This is a genomic window from Pseudomonas artemisiae (assembly GCF_057128685.1).
Map to the genome: position 1 here is coordinate 245,478 of NZ_JBSKHS010000003.1, position 18,003 is coordinate 263,480.

At 62.1% G+C, this 18,003-nt stretch carries 16 protein-coding genes; 8 read left to right on the forward strand and 8 right to left on the reverse strand.

All coding sequences use genetic code 11. The features are described 5' to 3' along the window. Positions 1 to 145: 145 nt before the first annotated feature. Positions 146 to 1,981: a type VI secretion system tip protein TssI/VgrG gene (gene tssI, locus ACWKV4_RS05540; protein WP_483830687.1), complete on the forward strand. Its 1,836-nt coding sequence runs from the start codon at positions 146 to 148 to the stop codon at positions 1,979 to 1,981. A gap of 109 nt (positions 1,982 to 2,090) precedes the next feature. Here the strand turns inward: tssI and gstA are convergent, their stop codons facing one another. Further along, positions 2,091 to 2,693, reverse strand: coding sequence for a glutathione transferase GstA (gene gstA, locus ACWKV4_RS05545; protein ID WP_483830686.1), 603 nt, complete (start codon positions 2,691 to 2,693; stop codon positions 2,091 to 2,093). 98 nt (positions 2,694 to 2,791) lie between these two features. Here gstA and ACWKV4_RS05550 point away from each other — a divergent pair, with 98 nt between their 5' ends. Continuing rightward, the gene (locus ACWKV4_RS05550) at positions 2,792 to 3,109 is read left to right on the forward strand and encodes a hypothetical protein (RefSeq protein WP_483830685.1); all 318 of its coding nucleotides are present in this window, start codon (positions 2,792 to 2,794) and stop codon (positions 3,107 to 3,109) included. On the opposite strand, the gene ACWKV4_RS05555 is transcribed toward ACWKV4_RS05550, so the two are convergent. The 3 genes from ACWKV4_RS05555 to ACWKV4_RS05565 are packed head-to-tail and all read right to left on the reverse strand — an operon-like array spanning position 3,106 to position 5,974. Next, complete coding sequence (locus tag ACWKV4_RS05555) at positions 3,106 to 3,858, reverse strand: substrate-binding periplasmic protein (protein ID WP_483830684.1); 753 nt, start codon at positions 3,856 to 3,858, stop codon at positions 3,106 to 3,108. The genes ACWKV4_RS05550 and ACWKV4_RS05555 overlap by 4 nt on opposite strands. After that, entirely contained in the window at positions 3,849 to 5,189 is a 1,341-nt protein-coding gene (locus ACWKV4_RS05560) for a GGDEF domain-containing protein (RefSeq protein ID WP_483830683.1), read from the reverse strand. Before ACWKV4_RS05560 ends, ACWKV4_RS05555 begins: the two co-directional genes overlap by 10 nt. Then, positions 5,186 to 5,974, reverse strand: coding sequence for a substrate-binding periplasmic protein (locus ACWKV4_RS05565; protein WP_483830682.1), 789 nt, complete (start codon positions 5,972 to 5,974; stop codon positions 5,186 to 5,188). The genes ACWKV4_RS05560 and ACWKV4_RS05565 overlap by 4 nt, the downstream gene beginning before the upstream one ends. 138 nt (positions 5,975 to 6,112) lie before the next feature. Between ACWKV4_RS05565 and selD the strand changes: the two genes are divergently transcribed. Both selD and mnmH read left to right on the forward strand, forming a co-directional pair. Further along, the gene (selD, locus tag ACWKV4_RS05570; RefSeq protein WP_483830681.1) at positions 6,113 to 7,147 is read left to right on the forward strand and encodes a selenide, water dikinase SelD; all 1,035 of its coding nucleotides are present in this window, start codon (positions 6,113 to 6,115) and stop codon (positions 7,145 to 7,147) included. Next, a complete protein-coding gene (gene mnmH / locus ACWKV4_RS05575; RefSeq protein WP_483830680.1) occupies positions 7,147 to 8,241 on the forward strand; it encodes a tRNA 2-selenouridine(34) synthase MnmH in 1,095 nt (364 codons plus the stop codon). The genes selD and mnmH overlap by 1 nt, the downstream gene beginning before the upstream one ends. A 45-nt stretch (positions 8,242 to 8,286) precedes the next feature. Here the strand turns inward: mnmH and ACWKV4_RS05580 are convergent, their stop codons facing one another. After that, entirely contained in the window at positions 8,287 to 9,342 is a 1,056-nt protein-coding gene (locus ACWKV4_RS05580; RefSeq protein ID WP_483830679.1) for a permease, read from the reverse strand. Positions 9,343 to 9,419: 77 nt separating this feature from the next. Next, on the reverse strand, positions 9,420 to 10,313 hold the full coding sequence (gcvA, locus tag ACWKV4_RS05585; protein WP_483830678.1) for a transcriptional regulator GcvA: 894 nt from the start codon (positions 10,311 to 10,313) through the stop codon (positions 9,420 to 9,422). A 212-nt stretch (positions 10,314 to 10,525) separates the two neighbouring features. Between gcvA and ACWKV4_RS05590 the strand changes: the two genes are divergently transcribed. Then, complete coding sequence (locus ACWKV4_RS05590) at positions 10,526 to 11,323, forward strand: DUF2242 domain-containing protein (RefSeq protein ID WP_483830912.1); 798 nt, start codon at positions 10,526 to 10,528, stop codon at positions 11,321 to 11,323. 15 nt (positions 11,324 to 11,338) lie between these two features. Here ACWKV4_RS05590 and ACWKV4_RS05595 read toward each other — a convergent pair whose 3' ends face one another. Beyond that, the gene (locus tag ACWKV4_RS05595; RefSeq protein ID WP_483830677.1) at positions 11,339 to 12,388 is read right to left on the reverse strand and encodes an AraC family transcriptional regulator; all 1,050 of its coding nucleotides are present in this window, start codon (positions 12,386 to 12,388) and stop codon (positions 11,339 to 11,341) included. Beyond that, positions 12,379 to 13,419 carry a carbon-nitrogen hydrolase family protein gene (locus tag ACWKV4_RS05600; RefSeq protein WP_483830676.1) on the reverse strand — a complete coding sequence of 347 codons (1,041 nt, stop codon included), beginning with the start codon at positions 13,417 to 13,419 and terminating at the stop codon, positions 12,379 to 12,381. The genes ACWKV4_RS05595 and ACWKV4_RS05600 overlap by 10 nt, the downstream gene beginning before the upstream one ends. Before the next feature lie 208 nt (positions 13,420 to 13,627). Between ACWKV4_RS05600 and ACWKV4_RS05605 the strand changes: the two genes are divergently transcribed. From ACWKV4_RS05605 to ACWKV4_RS05615, 3 genes are all read left to right on the forward strand, one after another. Then, positions 13,628 to 15,664, forward strand: coding sequence for an FAD-dependent oxidoreductase (locus tag ACWKV4_RS05605; protein ID WP_483830675.1), 2,037 nt, complete (start codon positions 13,628 to 13,630; stop codon positions 15,662 to 15,664). Continuing rightward, the gene (locus ACWKV4_RS05610; RefSeq protein ID WP_483830674.1) at positions 15,661 to 16,560 is read left to right on the forward strand and encodes a 1-aminocyclopropane-1-carboxylate deaminase/D-cysteine desulfhydrase; all 900 of its coding nucleotides are present in this window, start codon (positions 15,661 to 15,663) and stop codon (positions 16,558 to 16,560) included. The genes ACWKV4_RS05605 and ACWKV4_RS05610 overlap by 4 nt, the downstream gene beginning before the upstream one ends. A gap of 466 nt (positions 16,561 to 17,026) precedes the next feature. Next, a complete protein-coding gene (locus ACWKV4_RS05615; RefSeq protein ID WP_483830673.1) occupies positions 17,027 to 17,998 on the forward strand; it encodes a 2-dehydro-3-deoxygalactonokinase in 972 nt (323 codons plus the stop codon). The last annotated feature ends 5 nt before the right edge of the window (positions 17,999 to 18,003 follow it).

The window sequence follows — 18,003 nt, forward strand, 5'->3', positions numbered from 1 at the left end:
CCTGTCTGGGTAGCAGAAGATTTTTTGAAGTGGTGGCTGATATTGTTAAGTAATATTTGAAATCGTAACAACAGATTTTCTGCTTGACACCCGTAGCACTTGGTTCTTTTATGCAACCTTCCATAGGTTAAGCAGGAAGCATTTGATGAGTAGGGTCGCTCTTGAGTCGTTATCTTCCAAACGTCGGCGTTTGATTGCATTCAATTCGCCATTGGGCGGTAGTGAGCAAGAACTAATCTTAAAGCGCTTCAGTGGCAGCGAGGCGTTGTCGGAACTTTTCCTTTTTGAACTGGCATTGCTGTCCAAGGATGCTCGGATCGAGTTAAAAAGCTTGATGAGCCAGAAGGTCAGCTTGGGTATTGCCTTGGCCAATGGCGACCTTAAATATATCAACGGCTATGTGTCAGACTTTACCCATACGGGAGCCGATGGCGGTGTCGCGAGTTACCAGGCGCGGTTGGTACCCTGGTTATGGATGCTTAGCCGGCGTCAGGACACCCGTATCTTCCAGGCCAAAACCACTGAGCAGATCGTTCGAGAGGTTTTTGCTGGCTACCCCGGGTTGGCCGATTACGAATTTCGCCTGACCGAGCCACTCAAGCCCATCAGCTATTGCACCCAGTACCAGGAAACCGACCTGGATTTTGTGCTGCGCTTGCTGGAAAACGAAGGCTTGTTCTTCAGGTTCGAGCATAGTCAGGATGCTCACCGCATGATCATCGTCGCGGACAGCAGCGAATTTGAGCCACTGCCCGCGCAACCTGTGATCCGTTACCACCGCGCTGCAATGACGGAAACCGAAGACGCGATCACTGCCTGGGCGGCCAGCCGCCATATGCATCCCACCCGCCTGGCATACAAGTCCTTCGATTACAAGCAGCCGCGTAATCAGGGGGAAGTAGGGCTGAACACCGTGAGCGAGCAGGGCGACGTGGGGCGCTTCGAGGTATACACCTACGACGGGCCCTACGGTTATGCAACTCATGAAGAGGGTTTGAGCAAAGTGCGGCATCGGCTGCAGGCCATGGAAGTTCAGGGCAAGGTATTCAGTGGCGCAAGCAATTGCCGAGCAATGGCGCCAGGGTTTACCTTTGAATTGTCGCAGCACTACGACCATGATCAGGACCCCCCGGGAGACCGCCAGTTTTTGCTCCTGTCAGTCAGCCATTGGGGCCAGAACAACTATAGCGAGCAAGATGAAGCAGGCTACCGAAACACCTTCACCTGCATCCGCCGGAAAATCCCCTTTCGGCCGCCCCTGACCACACCCAGGCCCTCTGTACCCGGCCCACAAACCGCCATTGTGGTCGGCCCACCCGGCGAAGAAATCTTTACCGACGCTCTGGGCCGAGTGAAGCTGCAGTTCCACTGGGACCGTACTGGCCAGTACAACGACAGCAGTTCCTGTTGGGTAAGAGTGGCTCAAACCAGCGCCAGCGGCGGTTTTGGCAGCCTTCAAATCCCTCGTGTGGGCGATGAAGTAGTGGTGGTATTCCTCGATGGCAATCCTGATCGGCCCTTGATCGTCGGCAGCCTGTACAACAGCCTTAATCTGCCCCCCTGGGCCCTGCCGGCGAACAAAACCCAGAGTGGTGTATTGACCCGGTCCATCAAAGGGCACAGGGCTAACGCCAACAGCTTGCGCTTTGATGACAAGGCCGGCGCCGAGCAGATAAGCCTGCATGCCGAGCGCAATTTCGAGACCACGGTAGAGGTGGATGAGCATCACTGGGTGGGCCGACACCGCTCGATCAAGGTTGAGGGCACCCATCACGAAACCATCAGGCTGGACACCGGCCTTGCCGTGGAAGAGGGCAGCTATTGCGTTTGTGTGGATCAAGGCGCGGTGACGATCCGGGCAGCCACCTCAATCACCCTGGAGGTGGGGGCGAGCAGCCTGGTGATGAACGCCGATGGCACCATCCGCTTGGCCGGTGTGGTGGTCGATGTGGCCGGTACAGCGGTTATCAACCTGAACTGACAATAGGCAGCAAGGCGCTGCCCCGTGCGAAAAAATATCCAGTACCCGTAGGCCAGGCACGCTACCTGCAGGCCTGTAGATCCCAACCCACGGGCGAGCAGGGAGGACGTTAGATCAAGCCCTCGTCTTTCAGGGTTTTTTGCACCGAAGGCCGCTGGCTCAGGCGCTGATGATACGCCTGCACGGCCGGCCAGGCATCGAGCTTGAAGTTGACTCGGCCGGTCCAGTTAAGCACGGTGAACAGGTAGGCATCTGCCACGCTGAATTGATCGAGCACATACTCACGACCTCGCAGCTGTTTTTCCAGCCAGCCTAGGCGTTTGTCCAATACTTCGGTAGCCATGGCGCGCCATTCCGGGGTCTGCTTGGGGTTGAACATCGAGCCGATGTTCTTGTGCAACTCGGTCGACACGAAGCTTAGCCATTCCTGCAGCCTGTAGCGCTCCGGGGTACCGGGCTTGGGTGCCAGGCCGCGCTCTGGCGCCTGGTCTGCCAGAAATTGCAGCACCACCTGCGCCTCTGTGATCACGGTACCGTTGTCCAGTTTAAGCGCGGGCACGTACCCCTTGGGGTTGATGTCCATGTAGTTCTCGCCGTCATCGGTTTGCTTGGTCTGACGATCGACTTTTACTGCTGTGAACGCGGTGTCCAACTCGTTGGCGATGATATGAGGGGCCAAGGAACAGGCGCCAGGCAGGTAGTAAAGTTTCATCGGGTGTCCTTGTGAGCGAGGGGGCCGTAAAATGGAAATGAACCCGTGGCCAAGGGCAGGCTCGTAGTTACGACACCTGTTTTACACACTGGAGTTCCATGAACATAACCATTGAAGAAACCAATATCAGTACCCTGGACCTGCGCGGCACGGTAGAGCTGTGGCTGGTGGCGCCTGGCGCCAACCCTGAAGCAGGCGACGAACCCCAGGGCCTGTGCCTTTGGCGTGGCCGCCCGGTCGTCAGCCATGAAATGCTCAGCGAGGGTACCCACGAGCAGAATGTTCGCCGCGTATGGCTACAGGTGGCCGACCCGCAAGCGCAAGCGACAGCTGATCGGCTGCGCCCGGCAATCGAGCAACGCTTGCGTGAGCAGCAGCTTGAGGGCGAGTTCTTTCCCACCGAAGCTGGCGTTTAGCGCCCTTTCATCAGCCGCTGCACTTGGCCTTCTTGCCTGAGTTGGCCGAAGGCCGCTATGGCGCGCTGAACAACTTCATCTGAGGTTTGCTTGCTGAACGCCAGGTAAGCATGGGCGGTGATCTGGTCTAGGGTCAGTACAGCTTCCAGATCTTCGAAAGGTACACCTAGTTGCTCACAAAAGCGCTTGGCGTCTTGGGGGGAAAGGGGAGCAATGTCTACCTGACCGGTGAGCAGCCTGCGCAGGTTGTCCATGGCCGACGCCGACACCACCAGCCGGTTGAACCCGGCTTTTCTCAGGTATTGCTCACGAACGTCGTCGCGCACCACACCTATGTTCATGCCCCTTGCCTCATTGAGCCCTTGCAACTGAAGGTCGGTTCGTCCTCGCAGTTTATACAGCACGCTTTTGATTTCTTCGAACTCGCCGACCCACTTGAAGCGCTGCTCGCGCTCGGGCGTACGGATAAGAGGGTAAATCAGCACGTCAGGTTCGGTCAGGGCCAAGTCATAGGCCCGGGCCCAAGGGTAGATCGTCAGGCGGTAATCTTCCAATCCGGCGCGCTCCAAGGTCGCGGTGATTACTGCGGTAGCCGGGCCAGCCACTCGACCGTTCTCCAGGTAGCTGTAAGAGGATTCCTCGGTTACTGCCTCAAGCATCGCAGCGCTCGCCAGGCCCAGGGGCCAGCTGAACAGGACCGTAACCAATGCCGCACGGTAATAACCGCGTACCCAAGCCTTTATTCGCATACTCGGTTCCTGCCTCCATTCTTAGCCCGGTACAAGGCTTCATCAGCACGGCTGAGCACGTGGTCAAAGGCTGTCATCACGCGCGCGTCCAGCTCGCCAATGCCGATGCTCATGGTCAGGTAGGGCGAGATGGGGGAGGCCCCATGGGGTATGCTCCTGGTCATCAGGGCTTCGCGCAGGCGTTCAGCAGCAAGACGCGCTTGGCTTGCGTCGTTGTCAGGCAGCAACACAGCGAACTCTTCACCACCTAGGCGAACGATCACTTCGCCGCCCCGGGTGAACAGGTTTTTCATCAGCTCGGCCACTTCCTGCAGGCAGCGGTCGCCGCCGCCATGGCCGTGGGTATCGTTGTAACGCTTGAAAAAATCCACGTCACACATCAGCACGGTCAACGGGCGCCCGCTACGTATGGCACGGTTGAATTCGGCATGCTTGAGCTCATCGAAGTAACGTCGGTTGGCCAGGCCTGTGAGCGGGTCAAGCCGTGAAAGGTTTTGCAACTGCTCGTTGGCGTTGACCAACTCAGCCGTGCGCTGCTCTACCTTCAGCGCCAGATCGTCACGGCTGGCGGCCAGGGCACGCTCGGCCTGGTGTTGCCGTTGCAGGTACTGGGCCATGTTCTCCTGCAAGCTGTTGATGCGCACCGTTAGCAGGTCGAGCTCGTCGTTGCGGGTGCCCAGCCGGTTCAGGCGCAGGTGCTTGCTCAGGGTCGCCGGTGTCAGCTGTTCCAGGTGCCGGGCGATATGGCGCACGTGTACGGTGACCAGGTTATTGAACATCAGCATGGTGAGCCCGGCCAGCGCCAGCGCCTGTATGACCTGGGTGAGCATGATGCTCCATAGGTCTTTCCATAGGCGTTCACGCAGTAGATTGGGGTCACCCTCGATCAGCAAGCTGCCCACCGCTTGCACGGTGCCGGGGTAGGGCGCGATGGTCAGTGCCCGCTCCAGGGAGGGCGCCGGGCCCGTGCCTATAAAGCCTTCGCGCTGGCGTACCAGCACTTCCTCGCTACGCTCGGGTCGCGGGATGCGTAAGGTCACGCGCCCCACAGGCGCGGCCTGCACCACGCTTTGCAATTGGTCTTCCAAACTGTCGCGGTCCATTTCCCAGATGGCCTTGGACAACGACCCTTGGAATACCTGGTCGATCAGCTCCAACTCGCGGGTTTCAGCCTGCACCCCGTTATTCCAGGCAAACCAGGTACGCACGCCCACCGTGGCGAAGGTAAAGGCCAGGCAAAACACCAAGGTAGCCACCACCAGCCGGTGCGCCAACGGGCGCTCGGTGTGCAGGGTGGTGTGAGTGGGGTCGTCGTAGTGTTCGTGTTTCACAACCCTGTCCACCTGTGTGCGATGGCTGCGTAGCGGCCGTCAGCTTGTAGCCGCTGCAAGGCGGCGCGGAACCGTTCCACGGTCTGTACCGGAGTACCTCGGCTAAAGGCCACGCTCAAGCCTGGATTTCCCAGCTCTGGTAACTCCAGGCTGCGATACAGGGCCCGACCGGGTATGTCGCCCAAGTTCCGGGCGGTATAGGAAGCGCTGAGGCCGTCGGAGATCCATAGGGCCACATGGCCCTGCTTGAGCTTCTCGTAGTTGAGCGCGTAATTATTGCTCTGCTGCAAGGTTTGACCCACCTCGAAATGCTGGCTGCGCAGGTACTGTTCACCGGCGTCTTCGTGAACGGTGGCGATCTGATAACGCTGTTCGAGGGCCTGCCGCAGGCTGGCGAGCTGGATCGGCCGGGCGGCCGTAGAAAACAAAAACCAGCGAGTCGGGGCGATGGGCCCAACCCATTGAAACAGGGCTTCGCGCTCGGCGGTACGGGCAATGGAGTAAATCATCACGTTTTCGGCATGCAGAGCCAGGTCGTAGGCGCGGGCCCAGGGCATCATCTGGATGTGCGGCTCCAGGCCCATGTCCTTGAGTACCGCTTGTACTACCTCGGTGCAAAAGCCGCTGACTTTGCCCTGCACGGTCATGTTGTAAGGCGGCAGCTCTTCGCTCACCACTTGCAGCGCCGTGGCGCTTTGCGCCAGCACAGGGCCCGCCAGGCACGCCAATAGCGCCGCGGCCGCATAAGCGGTGCGTTTCAGGCGCAGGGGCCAGGCGTAGGGCATGGGCGCTATCCGTTGATGGCAAAACAGGGGTGTGCCCAGTCTATCGGCACCGAGGGCGGCAACTTGACTGTTGCCGAGGCCAGGCCATGGCGGGCTTATGGGTGGTAAACTGGCCGGCCCTTACCTGGAGGCTCATCCATGACCCAACCCGTTCGCCTCACTCAATACAGCCATGGGGCTGGTTGCGGCTGCAAGATTTCACCCCAGGTGCTGGACGTGATACTGGCCGGCAGCGGCGCGCAGAACCTCGACCCCGCACTATGGGTAGGTAACGCCTCGCGGGATGACGCAGCAGTGTACGGCATCGATAACGAGCGGGGCGTGGTGTCCACCACGGACTTTTTCATGCCTATCGTCGATGACCCGTTCGACTTTGGGCGTATTGCTGCCACCAATGCCATCAGCGACATCTACGCCATGGGCGGTACACCCTTGATGGCCATCGCCATTCTGGGCTGGCCGGTGAACGTACTGGCGCCGGAAATCGCCCGTGAGGTAATCCGCGGTGGCCGGGCGGTATGCGACGCGGCAGGTATTCCTTTGGCTGGCGGGCATTCCATCGATGCCCCTGAGCCCATCTTCGGCCTGGCGGTCACGGGTTTGGTGGAAAAAGCTCACCTCAAACGCAACGACACCGCCACCGGTGGCTGCCGGCTGTACCTGACCAAGCCGTTGGGCATCGGTATTCTCACCACCGCCGAGAAAAAGGGCCTGCTGCGTGAGGCCGACGCGGGCGTGGCGCGGGACTGGATGTGTACCCTTAATACCCCAGGGCAGCACTTCGCTCGATTGCCAGGGGTAAAGGCCATGACCGATGTCACTGGCTTTGGCTTACTGGGCCACCTGCTGGAGATGGCCGATGGCGCCAAGCTCACCGCGCGCCTCAACGCCCAGGCGGTGCCCCGGTTGCCGGAGGTGGAACATTACCTGGCCCAAGGCTGCGCCCCCGGCGGCACCCAGCGCAATTTCGACAGCTATGGCACCGGCGTCAGCCCACTGGATGAGCTTACCCGGCAGTTGCTGTGTGACCCGCAAACCAGCGGTGGCTTATTGGTAGCAGTGGCGCCGGAAGCAGAAGCAGCCTTTCTGGCCTGTGCTCAGTCGCTGGGCCTGATGCTGAACCCTATAGGCGAAATGATCGCCCGTGGCCCTCACGCGGTCGAGGTTGTGTGATGGCCGAAAACGCCACCGACTTCCAGCGGCTGTTCCTGGAAGGCGCGCCGATGATGGATGTGCGCGCCCCAGTCGAGTTTCACAAAGGTGCCTTCCCTGGCGTGGTGAACCTGCCGCTGATGGATGATCGTGAGCGCGAGCGGGTGGGCACCGCCTATAAGCATCACGGCCAACAGGCCGCGCTGGAGCTGGGCCACAAGTTGGTGGCCGGTGAGGTCAAACAGGGGCGGCTCGACGCCTGGGCCGCGTTCGCCAAGGCTCACCCTGAAGGCTACCTGTATTGTTTCCGGGGCGGCCTGCGTTCGCAGATCACCCAGCAGTGGCTCAAGGATGAGGCCGGTATCGACTATCCGCGAGTGGTCGGCGGCTACAAGGCCATGCGCACGTTTTTGATGGAGCACATCGAGGCGGCGGTGCATGAGTGTGATTTCGTCTGCCTGGGTGGGCTGACCGGTATCGGCAAAACCGAAGTGTTGGCCGAGCTAAGCAACGCCGTAGACCTGGAAGCCTTGGCCAACCACAGAGGCTCTGGCTTCGGCAAGCGTGCGACCGCGCAGCCCGCGCCCATTTCCTTCGAGAACGCCCTGGCCGTAGACCTGCTCAAGCGCCGCGCCCGGGGGCAACATGCCTTTGTGGTAGAAGATGAAAGCCGCATGATCGGCAGTTGCGCGTTGCCGTTGACCTTGTACCGGCGCATGCAGCACAGCCCTGTGATTTGGCTAGAGGACCGGCTTGAGTCTCGGGTGGCGCGCATTCTTCAGGATTATGTAGTGGGCTTGTGCGCGGAGTTTGTGGTGTTGCATGGCCCCGAGGCGGGGTTCGACGCCTTTGCTCAGCGCTTGCGCCAAAGCCTGGCAGGCATCGCTAAGCGCCTGGGTGGCGAACGTTATCAGCGCTTGAACGCGATTATGGACAGTGCCTTACAAGCGCAAGGCTCAAGCGGGATAGTCGAGGGCCACCACGGCTGGATCGAGGGCCTGTTGACCGAATACTACGACCCAATCTACGCCTACCAACGGGATGCCATGGCCGAGCGCATCGAGTTTGCCGGGGAGCGCGTAGAGGTTATCGAGTACTTGCGTCAGCGCGGTTGAGTTGAGGGAATGAGCGAGGCCTGGCGGGCGCCAGGCCTTGGCGCCTCAAAGCACTAGCGTCGCCAGCAGCCCCCACACCACGCCAAAAGCCATCACCGACCCGCCCACGAGCCATAGCACCCGTGCGTCGAAGGATTTACGCAGCATCAGCAGCGAGGGCAAGCTTACGCTAGGCAGGGTCATAAGCAAGGCCACTGCCGGCGCGGTTCCCAGGCCCAGAGTCATCAGGGTTTGTACGATGGGAATCTCCGCCGCCGTGGGGATCACGAACAAGGTACCGACCACCGCCATGGGTACCAGCCAGCCCAGGCCTTCACCAAAGCCCCCCTCTACATGGGGGAACAGCCATACCCGCGCCGCGCCCAGTAGCAGCACCGCCAGCACGTAAACCGGAATGGTGCTCCAGAACAGCTGCCACAGGCTTACGGCCCAGCGCTGCAACACGCTGCCTTCAGGGTTGGCCGTAGCGGCCTGTACCGCATCCACCGCTGGCTCCGGCAGGGCTTGGGGGCGGGAAATACGCTGCGCCAACAGCGCCACCCCCAGCACCAGCACCACCCCGCCCACCAAGCGCAAAGCCGCGAAAGACCAGCCCAGAACGAAGCCCATAAACACCAGGGTGGCAGGGTTGAGCACCGGGTTGGCGATCCAGAACGCTAAGGCCGCGCCCACGGACACCTGCTGCTTACGCAGGCCCGCCGCTACCGGTGCGGCGCAGCAGCTGCACATCATGCCCGGCAGCGCGAACAGTCCGCCGCGCAGCGCGGAGCCCAGCCCAGCCTTGCCGAACAGGCGCAATAGCCAGTCGCGGGGAATCAGCACCTGTAACAGCGAACCCAGAATCACTGCCAGCACCGCTGCTTTCCAGATCGCCAGGAAATACACGTGGGCATAGGTCAGCGCGGCCAGTAGAGGCGAGGCCGGGTTGTCAGCGATGATCGAGCCGCCGATGCTGTGGTTCTGCGCGGCCACGAATGACTTCAGGTAATACGGCGACCACTTTACGTAGTACAGCCCCAGCGCCGCCACTAGCAGGAACAGCGCAGGTTTCCACCAAAAGGACCAGCCACGGGCCGGGGACAACGAGGGTGCGGAATGCATGGGGAGCGCTCGAAGATGAAATGCCGGTAATGATACGGCGTTCCTGGGCGCGAAGCACCGGGTGGTTATCAGGCAACCTAGGGTTGCCGCGCTCGTTCGAGAATCCACTCGACGAAGTGCTTGACCTTAGGCACTTCGGCGGCGTGCTCGGAATAGGCAATGAAGTGCGCGCCGTTGCTGGGCATGGCCGGCCCGACCGGGATCACCAGCTTGCCCGAGGCGAGCTCGTCCTCGACCAGGTAACGGGGGATCAGGGCCACGCCGCAGCCCGCCACCGCGGCATGGATACACATATAAAAGGTATCGAAGCGCGGCCCGTGGTAGCTATTGGGCGAGTGCAACTGCTGTGCGAGGAACCACTCGTGCCAGGCCTCTGGGCGTGACGTGCATTGCAGCAGCACCACATCGGCCAGGGCCACGGCATCGGTCAGGGGCTGTTCAGCCAGCAATTCTGGCGCGCACACCGGTACCACCTGTTCTTTGAACAACGGCAGGCAGGTGGCGCCCGGCCAGGTGCCTTGGCCAAAGAAAAACGCAACATCGGCACGGGCCTGAGACAGGTCGAAGGGTTCCAGGGCGTTGCTGATGTCCAGGTGAATCTGTGGGTAGCGCTTGCCGAAGCCCTTGAGCGCCGGGATCAGCCAGCGGGCACCGAAGGTGGGTTGCGTGGCTACCCTGAGCACCTCGGTTTCAGCCCCGTAGGACAGGATATAGCGGCTGGACATGTCGATCTGGGTGAGGATTTTGTTCACCTCGGCCACGTACAGCGAGCCGGCCGGGGTGAGCTGCAAGCGCCTGCGCACGCGCTGGAACAGGTGATGGCGCAGCATGTCTTCGAGTTGCGCGACCTGCTTGCTCACCGCGCTCTGGGTCAAGTGCAGCTCTTGGGCGGCGCGGGTGAAGCTAAGGTGCCGGGCGGCAGCTTCGAAGCATTGCAGGGCGGTCATCGAAGGCATCAGGCGGCGGGACATAACCGGCTCCTCAAGGCGGTAACCAACACACGAAAGGCGGGCTCGGGCAGCGCGCGCCGCAGCGCACTATACGGCACGGAGCAGGGCGCGGCCATGTGACGGGTGTCGCCCAAAGGCGGTGCGTAGTAAAATCCCGCCCTTCATGCCAATTTCACACCAGGGCCGGCCTTGTGCTGCACAATGCCCTGTCGACTGTCTTGCAGGTTACCTCCATGCTCAAAACCATTGCCGCCACTGCCCCGCGTACCGGGAGCGTGCTGGCCATGATCGTGGCCACCGCCACTGGCTGCTCTTCGCCAAGGCAGGCCATTTACGAACACGAGCACTTCAACGACTCGGGCACCTTTTCGCGCAGCTACCCGGTCAGTGACGCGGCCTCCTGCGAAGCCGCGCGGCGGGCCTTGCTCAGCCAGGGTTATATCATCACCAGCAGCGACCCCAAGCTGGTCAGCGGCCACAAGAGCTTCCAACAAAACGGCGATACGCACCTGGAGATTTCCTTCAGTGTGGTGTGTGCCGCAGACAGTGACAGTGGCCGTAGCTCCACCATGTTCGCCAATGCCTTGCAGGATCGTTACGCCCTCAAGAAGGTCAACAACTCGGCCAGCCTGGGCGTGGGTGTACTAGGGTCGGTGTCCATGCCGATCGGCTCCACCGATGACTCCATGGTGAAGGTGGCCAGCGAAACGGTAGCGGCTACTGAGTTCTATGAGCGGTATTTCGGTTTGGTGGAAAGCTTCTTGCCCAAGGCCGTGAAAGAAGCCCGGCACCTCCCGGATAAACCCAAGGCGGACCTGGGCGTACCTGAACCTGCCGCGCTGGTGCCAACCCCTGCACCTGCACCCAGGCCTTCGCCAGAGCCTGCTTCACAGCCAGATGGCGGTCTTGAACCAGCACAGGGTTCGCAGCCGTTGGCCCCTCCTGCGCAGCCCACGGCGATCAGCCCTGCCGTTTCCACGCAGCCAGCGCCAGAACCCGAGCCCACGCCCGAGCCTGAGCCTCAACAATAGGGAGTACAGCGTGGGTCAGGCTCGGTCGGCCTTGCACAGCCGCCGATACGCCCCCGGCGGATGGCCAGCCCAGCGTTTGAAGGCCCGTTGAAAGGCCTCGGCGGAGGTGAACCCCAGTAGGTAGGTAATCTCCCCCAGGCTCAGCTCGGTATCACGGATATAGGCCAGGGCCAGGTCGCGGCGGGTCTGGTTGAGGATATCTCGAAACCCGGTGCCTTCCTCGGCCAGTTTGCGTCTTAGGGTCCAGGGCGGCAGTTTCAGGCGCGCGGCTACCTGGTCCAGGTCTGGTTCGCGGCGGCCCTCCAGCAAAGGCCCCAGCAGCGCCGTAACACGCTCGGTCAGGCTACGGGCGCGGGTGCGCCGGGCCAGCGCTTCTTCGCACAGGCCCAGTAATTGGTGCCAGGTGCTGGGGCAATGCTCGGCATTACGCAGGGCCAATACGGCTTTACCCAGCCGCAGACGATTGCCACTGGCGCCGAATTGCACCGGCCCTTCGCACAGCGGCTCATAGGCACTGGCGTAGGGCGGGGCGGCAAATTCGATCTCCAGTTGCTGCGCGCGCAGTGGTTGCCCGGCTACGGTTTCCAGTTGCCGCAGCCAGCCACTCAGTAGGGCCTCCACCACGAAACGGTTGTAGTCGTTATAGGGGCTGATGGAATAGAAGTTCAGCCAGGCGCCTTGGGCGTCTTCCACCACACTGGACTGCCCCCGGTAGTTGGTGCCATAGAGCGGCTCAAAGCGAATCAGTGCCCGCGCCGCCTCGCGCACGGTGGGCGCCTGGGCCGCAGTTACCCCCGCCAAGCCTGCCTGGGCCAGCCGCGCGGCCTGGCCCATGGCCAAGCCCAGCGCCGGGTTACCGGTGAGTTCTATGGCCCCATGGCCCAGGCGCATATACCGGGCAATGGACAAGCTTGCTTCCGGTTGCGCCAGCCGCGCGGGGTCAAAGCCGTAGCGCTGCAACAAGGGCGCGGGGTCCAGGCCATGGGCAGATACAGCGCCCGCCAAGGCTTGAAGAAAGCCTACCGATACCTCACCCAAGCGAATGGGCGTGGCGCTCACAGCCATAGGTTGAACAGCCCGGCGCCCTTGCCGCCAGCGGTCCTTGGCGCGGCTTGCCCCGCCTGCCAGCTGTAACCTTCACCCTCGCCGCGATGGTTCCAGAAGCGCCCATGCAGGTAAACCACCAGGCCCGCGGTGCTTGCCCCGGTGAGCGGCAGCGGGCCCGCAGCCTGCGTTGCCTGGCCCACATCAGCGGCCATGAATGCTGGCACGGCCAGCGCTTGAGCCCCGGATTCCCGCACCTTGGCCTGTACCGCCAGGCTCCAGGCGTCCTCGCCCAAGGCCAAAGCCAAGGGGCCAGCCGGGGTTTGCAGCACTTGCATGGCAGGGGCGGGCCCTGGGCTTAAAAAGCGCCGCCAGCGCACCTGGTGCTGGCGCAAAGGCTCAGCCAAAGGGCGGCCGTCGCTGGCGAAGGTTACCGCTACGTTGTAGAGCGGGCCATCGTCGATTACCAGGCGGCCCCCACGCACGCTGGGCTCGGGCAGGATGATAGACCCGGCCACCAAGGTCACCCCGAACTGCCGGGCAAGCCCGCCGAATACCCGCTGGTAATCTTCGGCCATGCCCGTGGCCTTCATGCGCAGTTGGGCTTCGCTAAAGCGATGTTTACCTTCGCCCCCGAACCAGGCTCGCGCGAAAGCCACAGGGTTGCTCAAGGTCAGCCAGTTGCTGGCCGTTTGCAGGTGGTCGGCCTGGTACACCTGGCCTTTTTCGCCACTGAGCCATAGCCAAGTGCCGATATGTTCAGGGAGCACTACGATGGTTCTGGAGCTTAGCAACCCCATGGCCCGCGCCTGGCGCAGGTAGGCTTCGAACTTCATTTGCAAGCGGTGGGGGGTCTGGTAGTCCGCCGGGGCCATGTGCGGCTCAAGCCCTAGCAGATTACCCACGGCCCCTGGGGTGCCTTGGTTCGACAATTCCTCGATGCGCAGGTCGGAGAGGTAATGGGCCACCGGCCGTTGCGCGGCCCACCAGGAATACCCAGCCACGCCTGCTAGCAACAGCCCGAAGAAACACAGCACAGCAACTTTACGCATAACGGCACAACACGGCAGACAGTGACGCACAGGGTAGCACCCTGTGCATTTCGATCAACGACTTGTTACTTCGGATCATTGAGCCGAGCCCCTTGGCTCTTTACTGTCGCAGCCATCAGTGTGATAGCCCGGTTTTGGAAGGGCTTTGCACACCTTTACCGCCCCTGGACGACGTGTCGAGCAGTCGGGCCTGATGCCGGAGTACCCCATGAGCAACGCAGCCTACCCTCATCTGTTGGCCCCCCTCGACCTAGGCTTTACCACCTTGCCTAACCGTACGCTGATGGGCTCGATGCACACGGGCCTGGAAGAGGTCAAAGGCGGCTTTGAACGCATGGCGGTGTATTTTGCCGAGCGCGCGCGCGGTGGCGTGGGCCTGATGGTTACGGGAGGTATCGCACCGAACGAAGAGGGCGGTGTATACAAGGGCGCCGCCAAGCTCACTACCGTTGAGGAAGCCGCGCGCCACCGCCTGGTGACCGATGCGGTACATGCCGAGGGCGGGAAAATCTGCATGCAGATCCTCCATGCGGGGCGCTATGCCTATAGCCCCGACCTGGTCGCGCCCAGCGCGCTACAGGCACCGATCAACCCGTTCAAACCACGGGAGCTGGACGACGCGGGGGTAGAACAGCAGATCGCTGATTTTGTGCGCTGCGCCCGGCTAGCCCAGCAGGCCGGCTACGACGGCGTGGAAATCATGGGTTCGGAAGGCTATTTCATTAATCAGTTCCTGGCGGCCTGGACCAACCATCGCACCGATCACTGGGGCGGCAGCTATGAAAACCGCATGCGCCTGGCGGTAGAGATCGTCAGCCAGATCCGGGCAGCGGTAGGCGAAGCCTTTATCATCATCTTCCGACTGTCGATGCTGGACCTGATCGAAGGCGGCAGCGACTGGCCGGAAGTGGTCCAGTTGGCGCAGGCCGTAGAAGCGGCAGGGGCCACGCTGATCAACACAGGCATCGGCTGGCATGAGGCGCGCATTCCCACCATCGCCACCAAGGTCCCCCGCGCCGCTTTCGCACGGGTAACGGCCAAGTTGCGCGGCGCGGTCAACGTGCCTCTGATCACCACCAACCGCATCAATACGCCCGAGGTTGCCGAGCAAGTGTTGGCCGGTGGCTACGCGGATATGGTTTCCATGGCGCGGCCATTTTTGGCCGACCCTGCCTTTGTGGCCAAGGCCGCGGCCGGCCGTGCCGATGAGATCAACACCTGCATCGCCTGCAACCAGGCCTGCCTGGACCATACCTTCGCCGGCAAGCTCACCACCTGCCTGGTCAACCCCCGTGCCTGTCACGAAACCGAATTGCGCTATCTGCCTACCACGGCGGTCCGCCGGGTGGCGGTGGTCGGCGCGGGCCCGGCGGGGCTGTCTGCCGCCACCGTAGCGGCCGAGCGTGGTCATCAGGTGACCCTGTTTGACGACGCGCCTGAGATAGGCGGGCAGTTCAATGTGGCTCGGCGTATTCCAGGCAAGGAAGAATTCAACGAAACCCTGCGCTACTTCCGCCGAAAGCTCGATACCACGGGGGTGACCCTGAAACTGGGGCAAAGGGTAGGGGTGGCGCAACTGCTGGCCGAAGGGTTCGACGAAGTGATCCTGGCGACCGGTATTGTGCCTAGGGTGCCGCCAATCCCCGGTATCGACCACCCCATGGTGCTCACCTACCTGGACGTGCTGCTGGGTCGCTGCCCCGTGGGTGATCGAGTGGCGGTGATAGGCGCCGGTGGTATTGGCTTCGACGTAAGCGAGTTTCTGGTTCACCAGGGCACGGTCAGTAGCCTGAACCCGGAGGCCTTCTGGCGTGAGTGGGGGATCGACCCTGCCCTGGAAGCACGCGGCGGGGTTGCGGGTGTTCAGGGCGAGGTCAGCCCGCCCGCGCGCCAGGTATGGCTACTGCAGCGCAAGGCCGGCAAGGTCGGCGATGGGCTGGGCAAGACCACCGGCTGGATTCACCGGGCTGGCCTTAAAAGTAAGCGAGTACAGATGCTCAATGCGGTGCAGTACCTGAAGGTCGATGACCAAGGCCTGCACATTCGAGTAGGCCAGGGTGAGCCGCAATTGTTGGCGGTAGACAACGTGGTGGTGTGCGCCGGCCAGGACCCACTGCGCGAGCTGGAACAAGGCCTGCTAGAGGCCGGGTTGAAGGTGCACGTGATCGGCGGTGCCGATGTGGCCGCCGAGCTTGATGCCAAGCGGGCCATCGGCCAAGGGGCGCGGCTGGCAGCCGTATTGTGAATGAGGCCAACCTGGCAAGCGTTCCCCTGGCCCTGCAACGCCTGCGCCTGCCTTGGCTGACCGCCGCAGGCGTTAAGGCGGCGGTGCTACGGCTGGACCTTATCGACCCGTTGGTCAGCGGCAACAAATGGTTCAAGCTCAAGCCTTGGCTGGCGCGGGCACAACGTAGCGGTGCCCCTGGCCTGATCAGCCTGGGTGGGGCGTGGTCCAACCACCTGCATGCACTGGCCGCCGCGGGGCATCGTGAAGGCTTGCAGACCGTGGGGCTGCTACGCGGCGAGCCTCAGCACACTGCCACCGTCGAAGACCTCCAGGCCATGGGCATGCACCTGCACTGGTTAGGCTATGGTGGTTACCGCGCGCGCTATCAGCCAGGCTTCTGGGACCCTTGGCTGGCCCGTTACCCTGGGATGCTCGCCATACCCGAAGGCGGTGCCTGCGCCGAGGGCATGCTCGCCTGCGCTACGCTGGTCGCGCGGGTGGAGGCCCGGTTGCCCACCCTGGGCTGGGACGATTTCGACGCCTGGTGGCTGGCGGCGGGTACCGGTACCACCCTGGCAGGCCTGGTTTGCGGCGAAGCGGGCAAGCGCCGCGTTCACGGGGCCCTGGCGGTACCGGCAGGGCAGGGCGCCGAGGCGAACGTACGGGCCCTGGCTGGCGATCAAGGCGTGGAATGGCACGAGGCTAGCCGGGGTGGCTTTGGCAAGGTCGATGCCTTACTCATGGCCTTTATGCGCCAGTGCGAAGCCCAGGCGGGTGTGCCCTTGGAGCCGCTCTACACCGCCAAAGCCCTGTTAGCGTTGCATGACCATGTGCTCACGGGCCAGCTCAAGCCGGGCACTCGCGTGATGTTCGTGCATACCGGTGGCCTGCAAGGCCGCCGCGGTTTCGATTGACCCCGCCACTGCGCCACCCCGTTACTCTTTGTAAGAGCCGTCCCGCCGCCAAGGCGCCGGGCTGTCGCACAGCAAACAGGGGTACATGGCGCCTGACGGCAACCCTCGCGGTGCAGCTTTCGCCAGCTTCGCTCACGCCTACACACTGATGCACCCGAAGGTTGGGCAGGTGCGCAGGTCATCGTGTAGGCGTCAGCGAAGCTGGCGAATAGGGCCGACACGTCCGCGCATAGCGCCAGTTAAAGCGGTGTGATTTAGATTTTTAATCAATAGGTTATGTTTGTTTGATGAGAGCGAGCAAAGCTTGCGAACAACCTCTTTTAGGTCTATTCGGCCGCTTAGCTGCCTCCTACAGGCGCAGCTATGTCCCATAATGTGGGAATCAAATTTATATATTGAGATATTGCTAGGGCTGGGTTTATAGTCTGACTATTCACCGCTTATCAAAACAACAATAGGTAATCCGATGCAGGCACACTTGATCGGGCTGGACTGGGGCACGTCCTCACTGCGCGCCTATCGCTTTGGCCAAGGCGGGCGGGTGTTGGATACCCGGGAGCTGGCGCAGGGCATCATGCAGGTACAGGACGGTGCCTTCGACCAGGCACTGGCTGAGGCATGCGGTGACTGGCGTGCCGCTGAACGGGCTGTGCCATTGATAGCCTGCGGCATGATTGGCAGCGCCCAGGGCTGGCGGGAAGTGCCGTATTGCCCCGCGCCGACCAGCGCCGAGCGCCTTGCCGATGGCCTGCTGGCCGTACCCTTGCAGGGCGGTGGGCACCTACATATCGTGCCTGGCATTCTGCAAAACGGCGCCTTGCCCAACGTGATGCGTGGGGAAGAAACCCAGGTGTTCGGCCTGCTCGAAGCATTGCAGCCTGGTCGCGGCCAAGCCAAGCAGCCACAGGTAGAAGGGGATACCGCACTCCCCATGCTGATCGGCCTACCTGGCACCCACAGTAAATGGGTCAAGGCCGATGCCGAGCGCATTCAGCACTTCGACACCTTTATGACCGGCGAGCTCTACGCCGCTGCTTGTGCCCACACCATCCTGGCCCGCACTCAGCGCCCTAGTGACAGTTTCCAGGCTGAGGCCTTTGACCGGGGCGTTCAGGTCGCGTTATCCGACGCCGGGCAACTAGGCGTGCTCGCCACGCTGTTCAGCGCCCGTACCCTCGGCCTGACCGGTGCCCTGGCGCCCACCGAACAAGCGGATTACCTCTCTGGGCTAATGATTGGCCATGAAATCGCGGCCCTCGTTAACGCTAACCGCGACCTTTCTCAACCTGGCGCACGGGTGGTGCTGATCGGCAACACCCGCTTATGCCAGCGCTACCAGCGGGCGCTCGCCGCCTGTGGCCTGGGCCACGTCGATATCGCCGAAAACGCCACCGAACGTGGGTTATGGCGCATCGCCTTGGCGGCCGGCCTGGTTTAACCCTT

Bases quoted from the DNA above. Each gene is read 5' to 3' on its own strand.
- tssI (WP_483830687.1), top strand. From the start codon at position 146: ATGAGTAGGGTCGCTCTTGAGTCGTTATCTTCCAAACGTCGGCGTTTG.
- gstA (WP_483830686.1), bottom strand. From the start codon at position 2,693: ATGAAACTTTACTACCTGCCTGGCGCCTGTTCCTTGGCCCCTCATATC.
- ACWKV4_RS05550 (WP_483830685.1), top strand. From the start codon at position 2,792: ATGAACATAACCATTGAAGAAACCAATATCAGTACCCTGGACCTGCGC.
- ACWKV4_RS05555 (WP_483830684.1), bottom strand. From the start codon at position 3,858: ATGCGAATAAAGGCTTGGGTACGCGGTTATTACCGTGCGGCATTGGTT.
- ACWKV4_RS05565 (WP_483830682.1), bottom strand. From the start codon at position 5,974: ATGCCCTACGCCTGGCCCCTGCGCCTGAAACGCACCGCTTATGCGGCC.
- selD (WP_483830681.1), top strand. From the start codon at position 6,113: ATGACCCAACCCGTTCGCCTCACTCAATACAGCCATGGGGCTGGTTGC.
- mnmH (WP_483830680.1), top strand. From the start codon at position 7,147: ATGGCCGAAAACGCCACCGACTTCCAGCGGCTGTTCCTGGAAGGCGCG.
- ACWKV4_RS05580 (WP_483830679.1), bottom strand. From the start codon at position 9,342: ATGCATTCCGCACCCTCGTTGTCCCCGGCCCGTGGCTGGTCCTTTTGG.
- gcvA (WP_483830678.1), bottom strand. From the start codon at position 10,313: ATGTCCCGCCGCCTGATGCCTTCGATGACCGCCCTGCAATGCTTCGAA.
- ACWKV4_RS05590 (WP_483830912.1), top strand. From the start codon at position 10,526: ATGCTCAAAACCATTGCCGCCACTGCCCCGCGTACCGGGAGCGTGCTG.
- ACWKV4_RS05595 (WP_483830677.1), bottom strand. From the start codon at position 12,388: ATGGCTGTGAGCGCCACGCCCATTCGCTTGGGTGAGGTATCGGTAGGC.
- ACWKV4_RS05600 (WP_483830676.1), bottom strand. From the start codon at position 13,419: ATGCGTAAAGTTGCTGTGCTGTGTTTCTTCGGGCTGTTGCTAGCAGGC.
- ACWKV4_RS05605 (WP_483830675.1), top strand. From the start codon at position 13,628: ATGAGCAACGCAGCCTACCCTCATCTGTTGGCCCCCCTCGACCTAGGC.
- ACWKV4_RS05615 (WP_483830673.1), top strand. From the start codon at position 17,027: ATGCAGGCACACTTGATCGGGCTGGACTGGGGCACGTCCTCACTGCGC.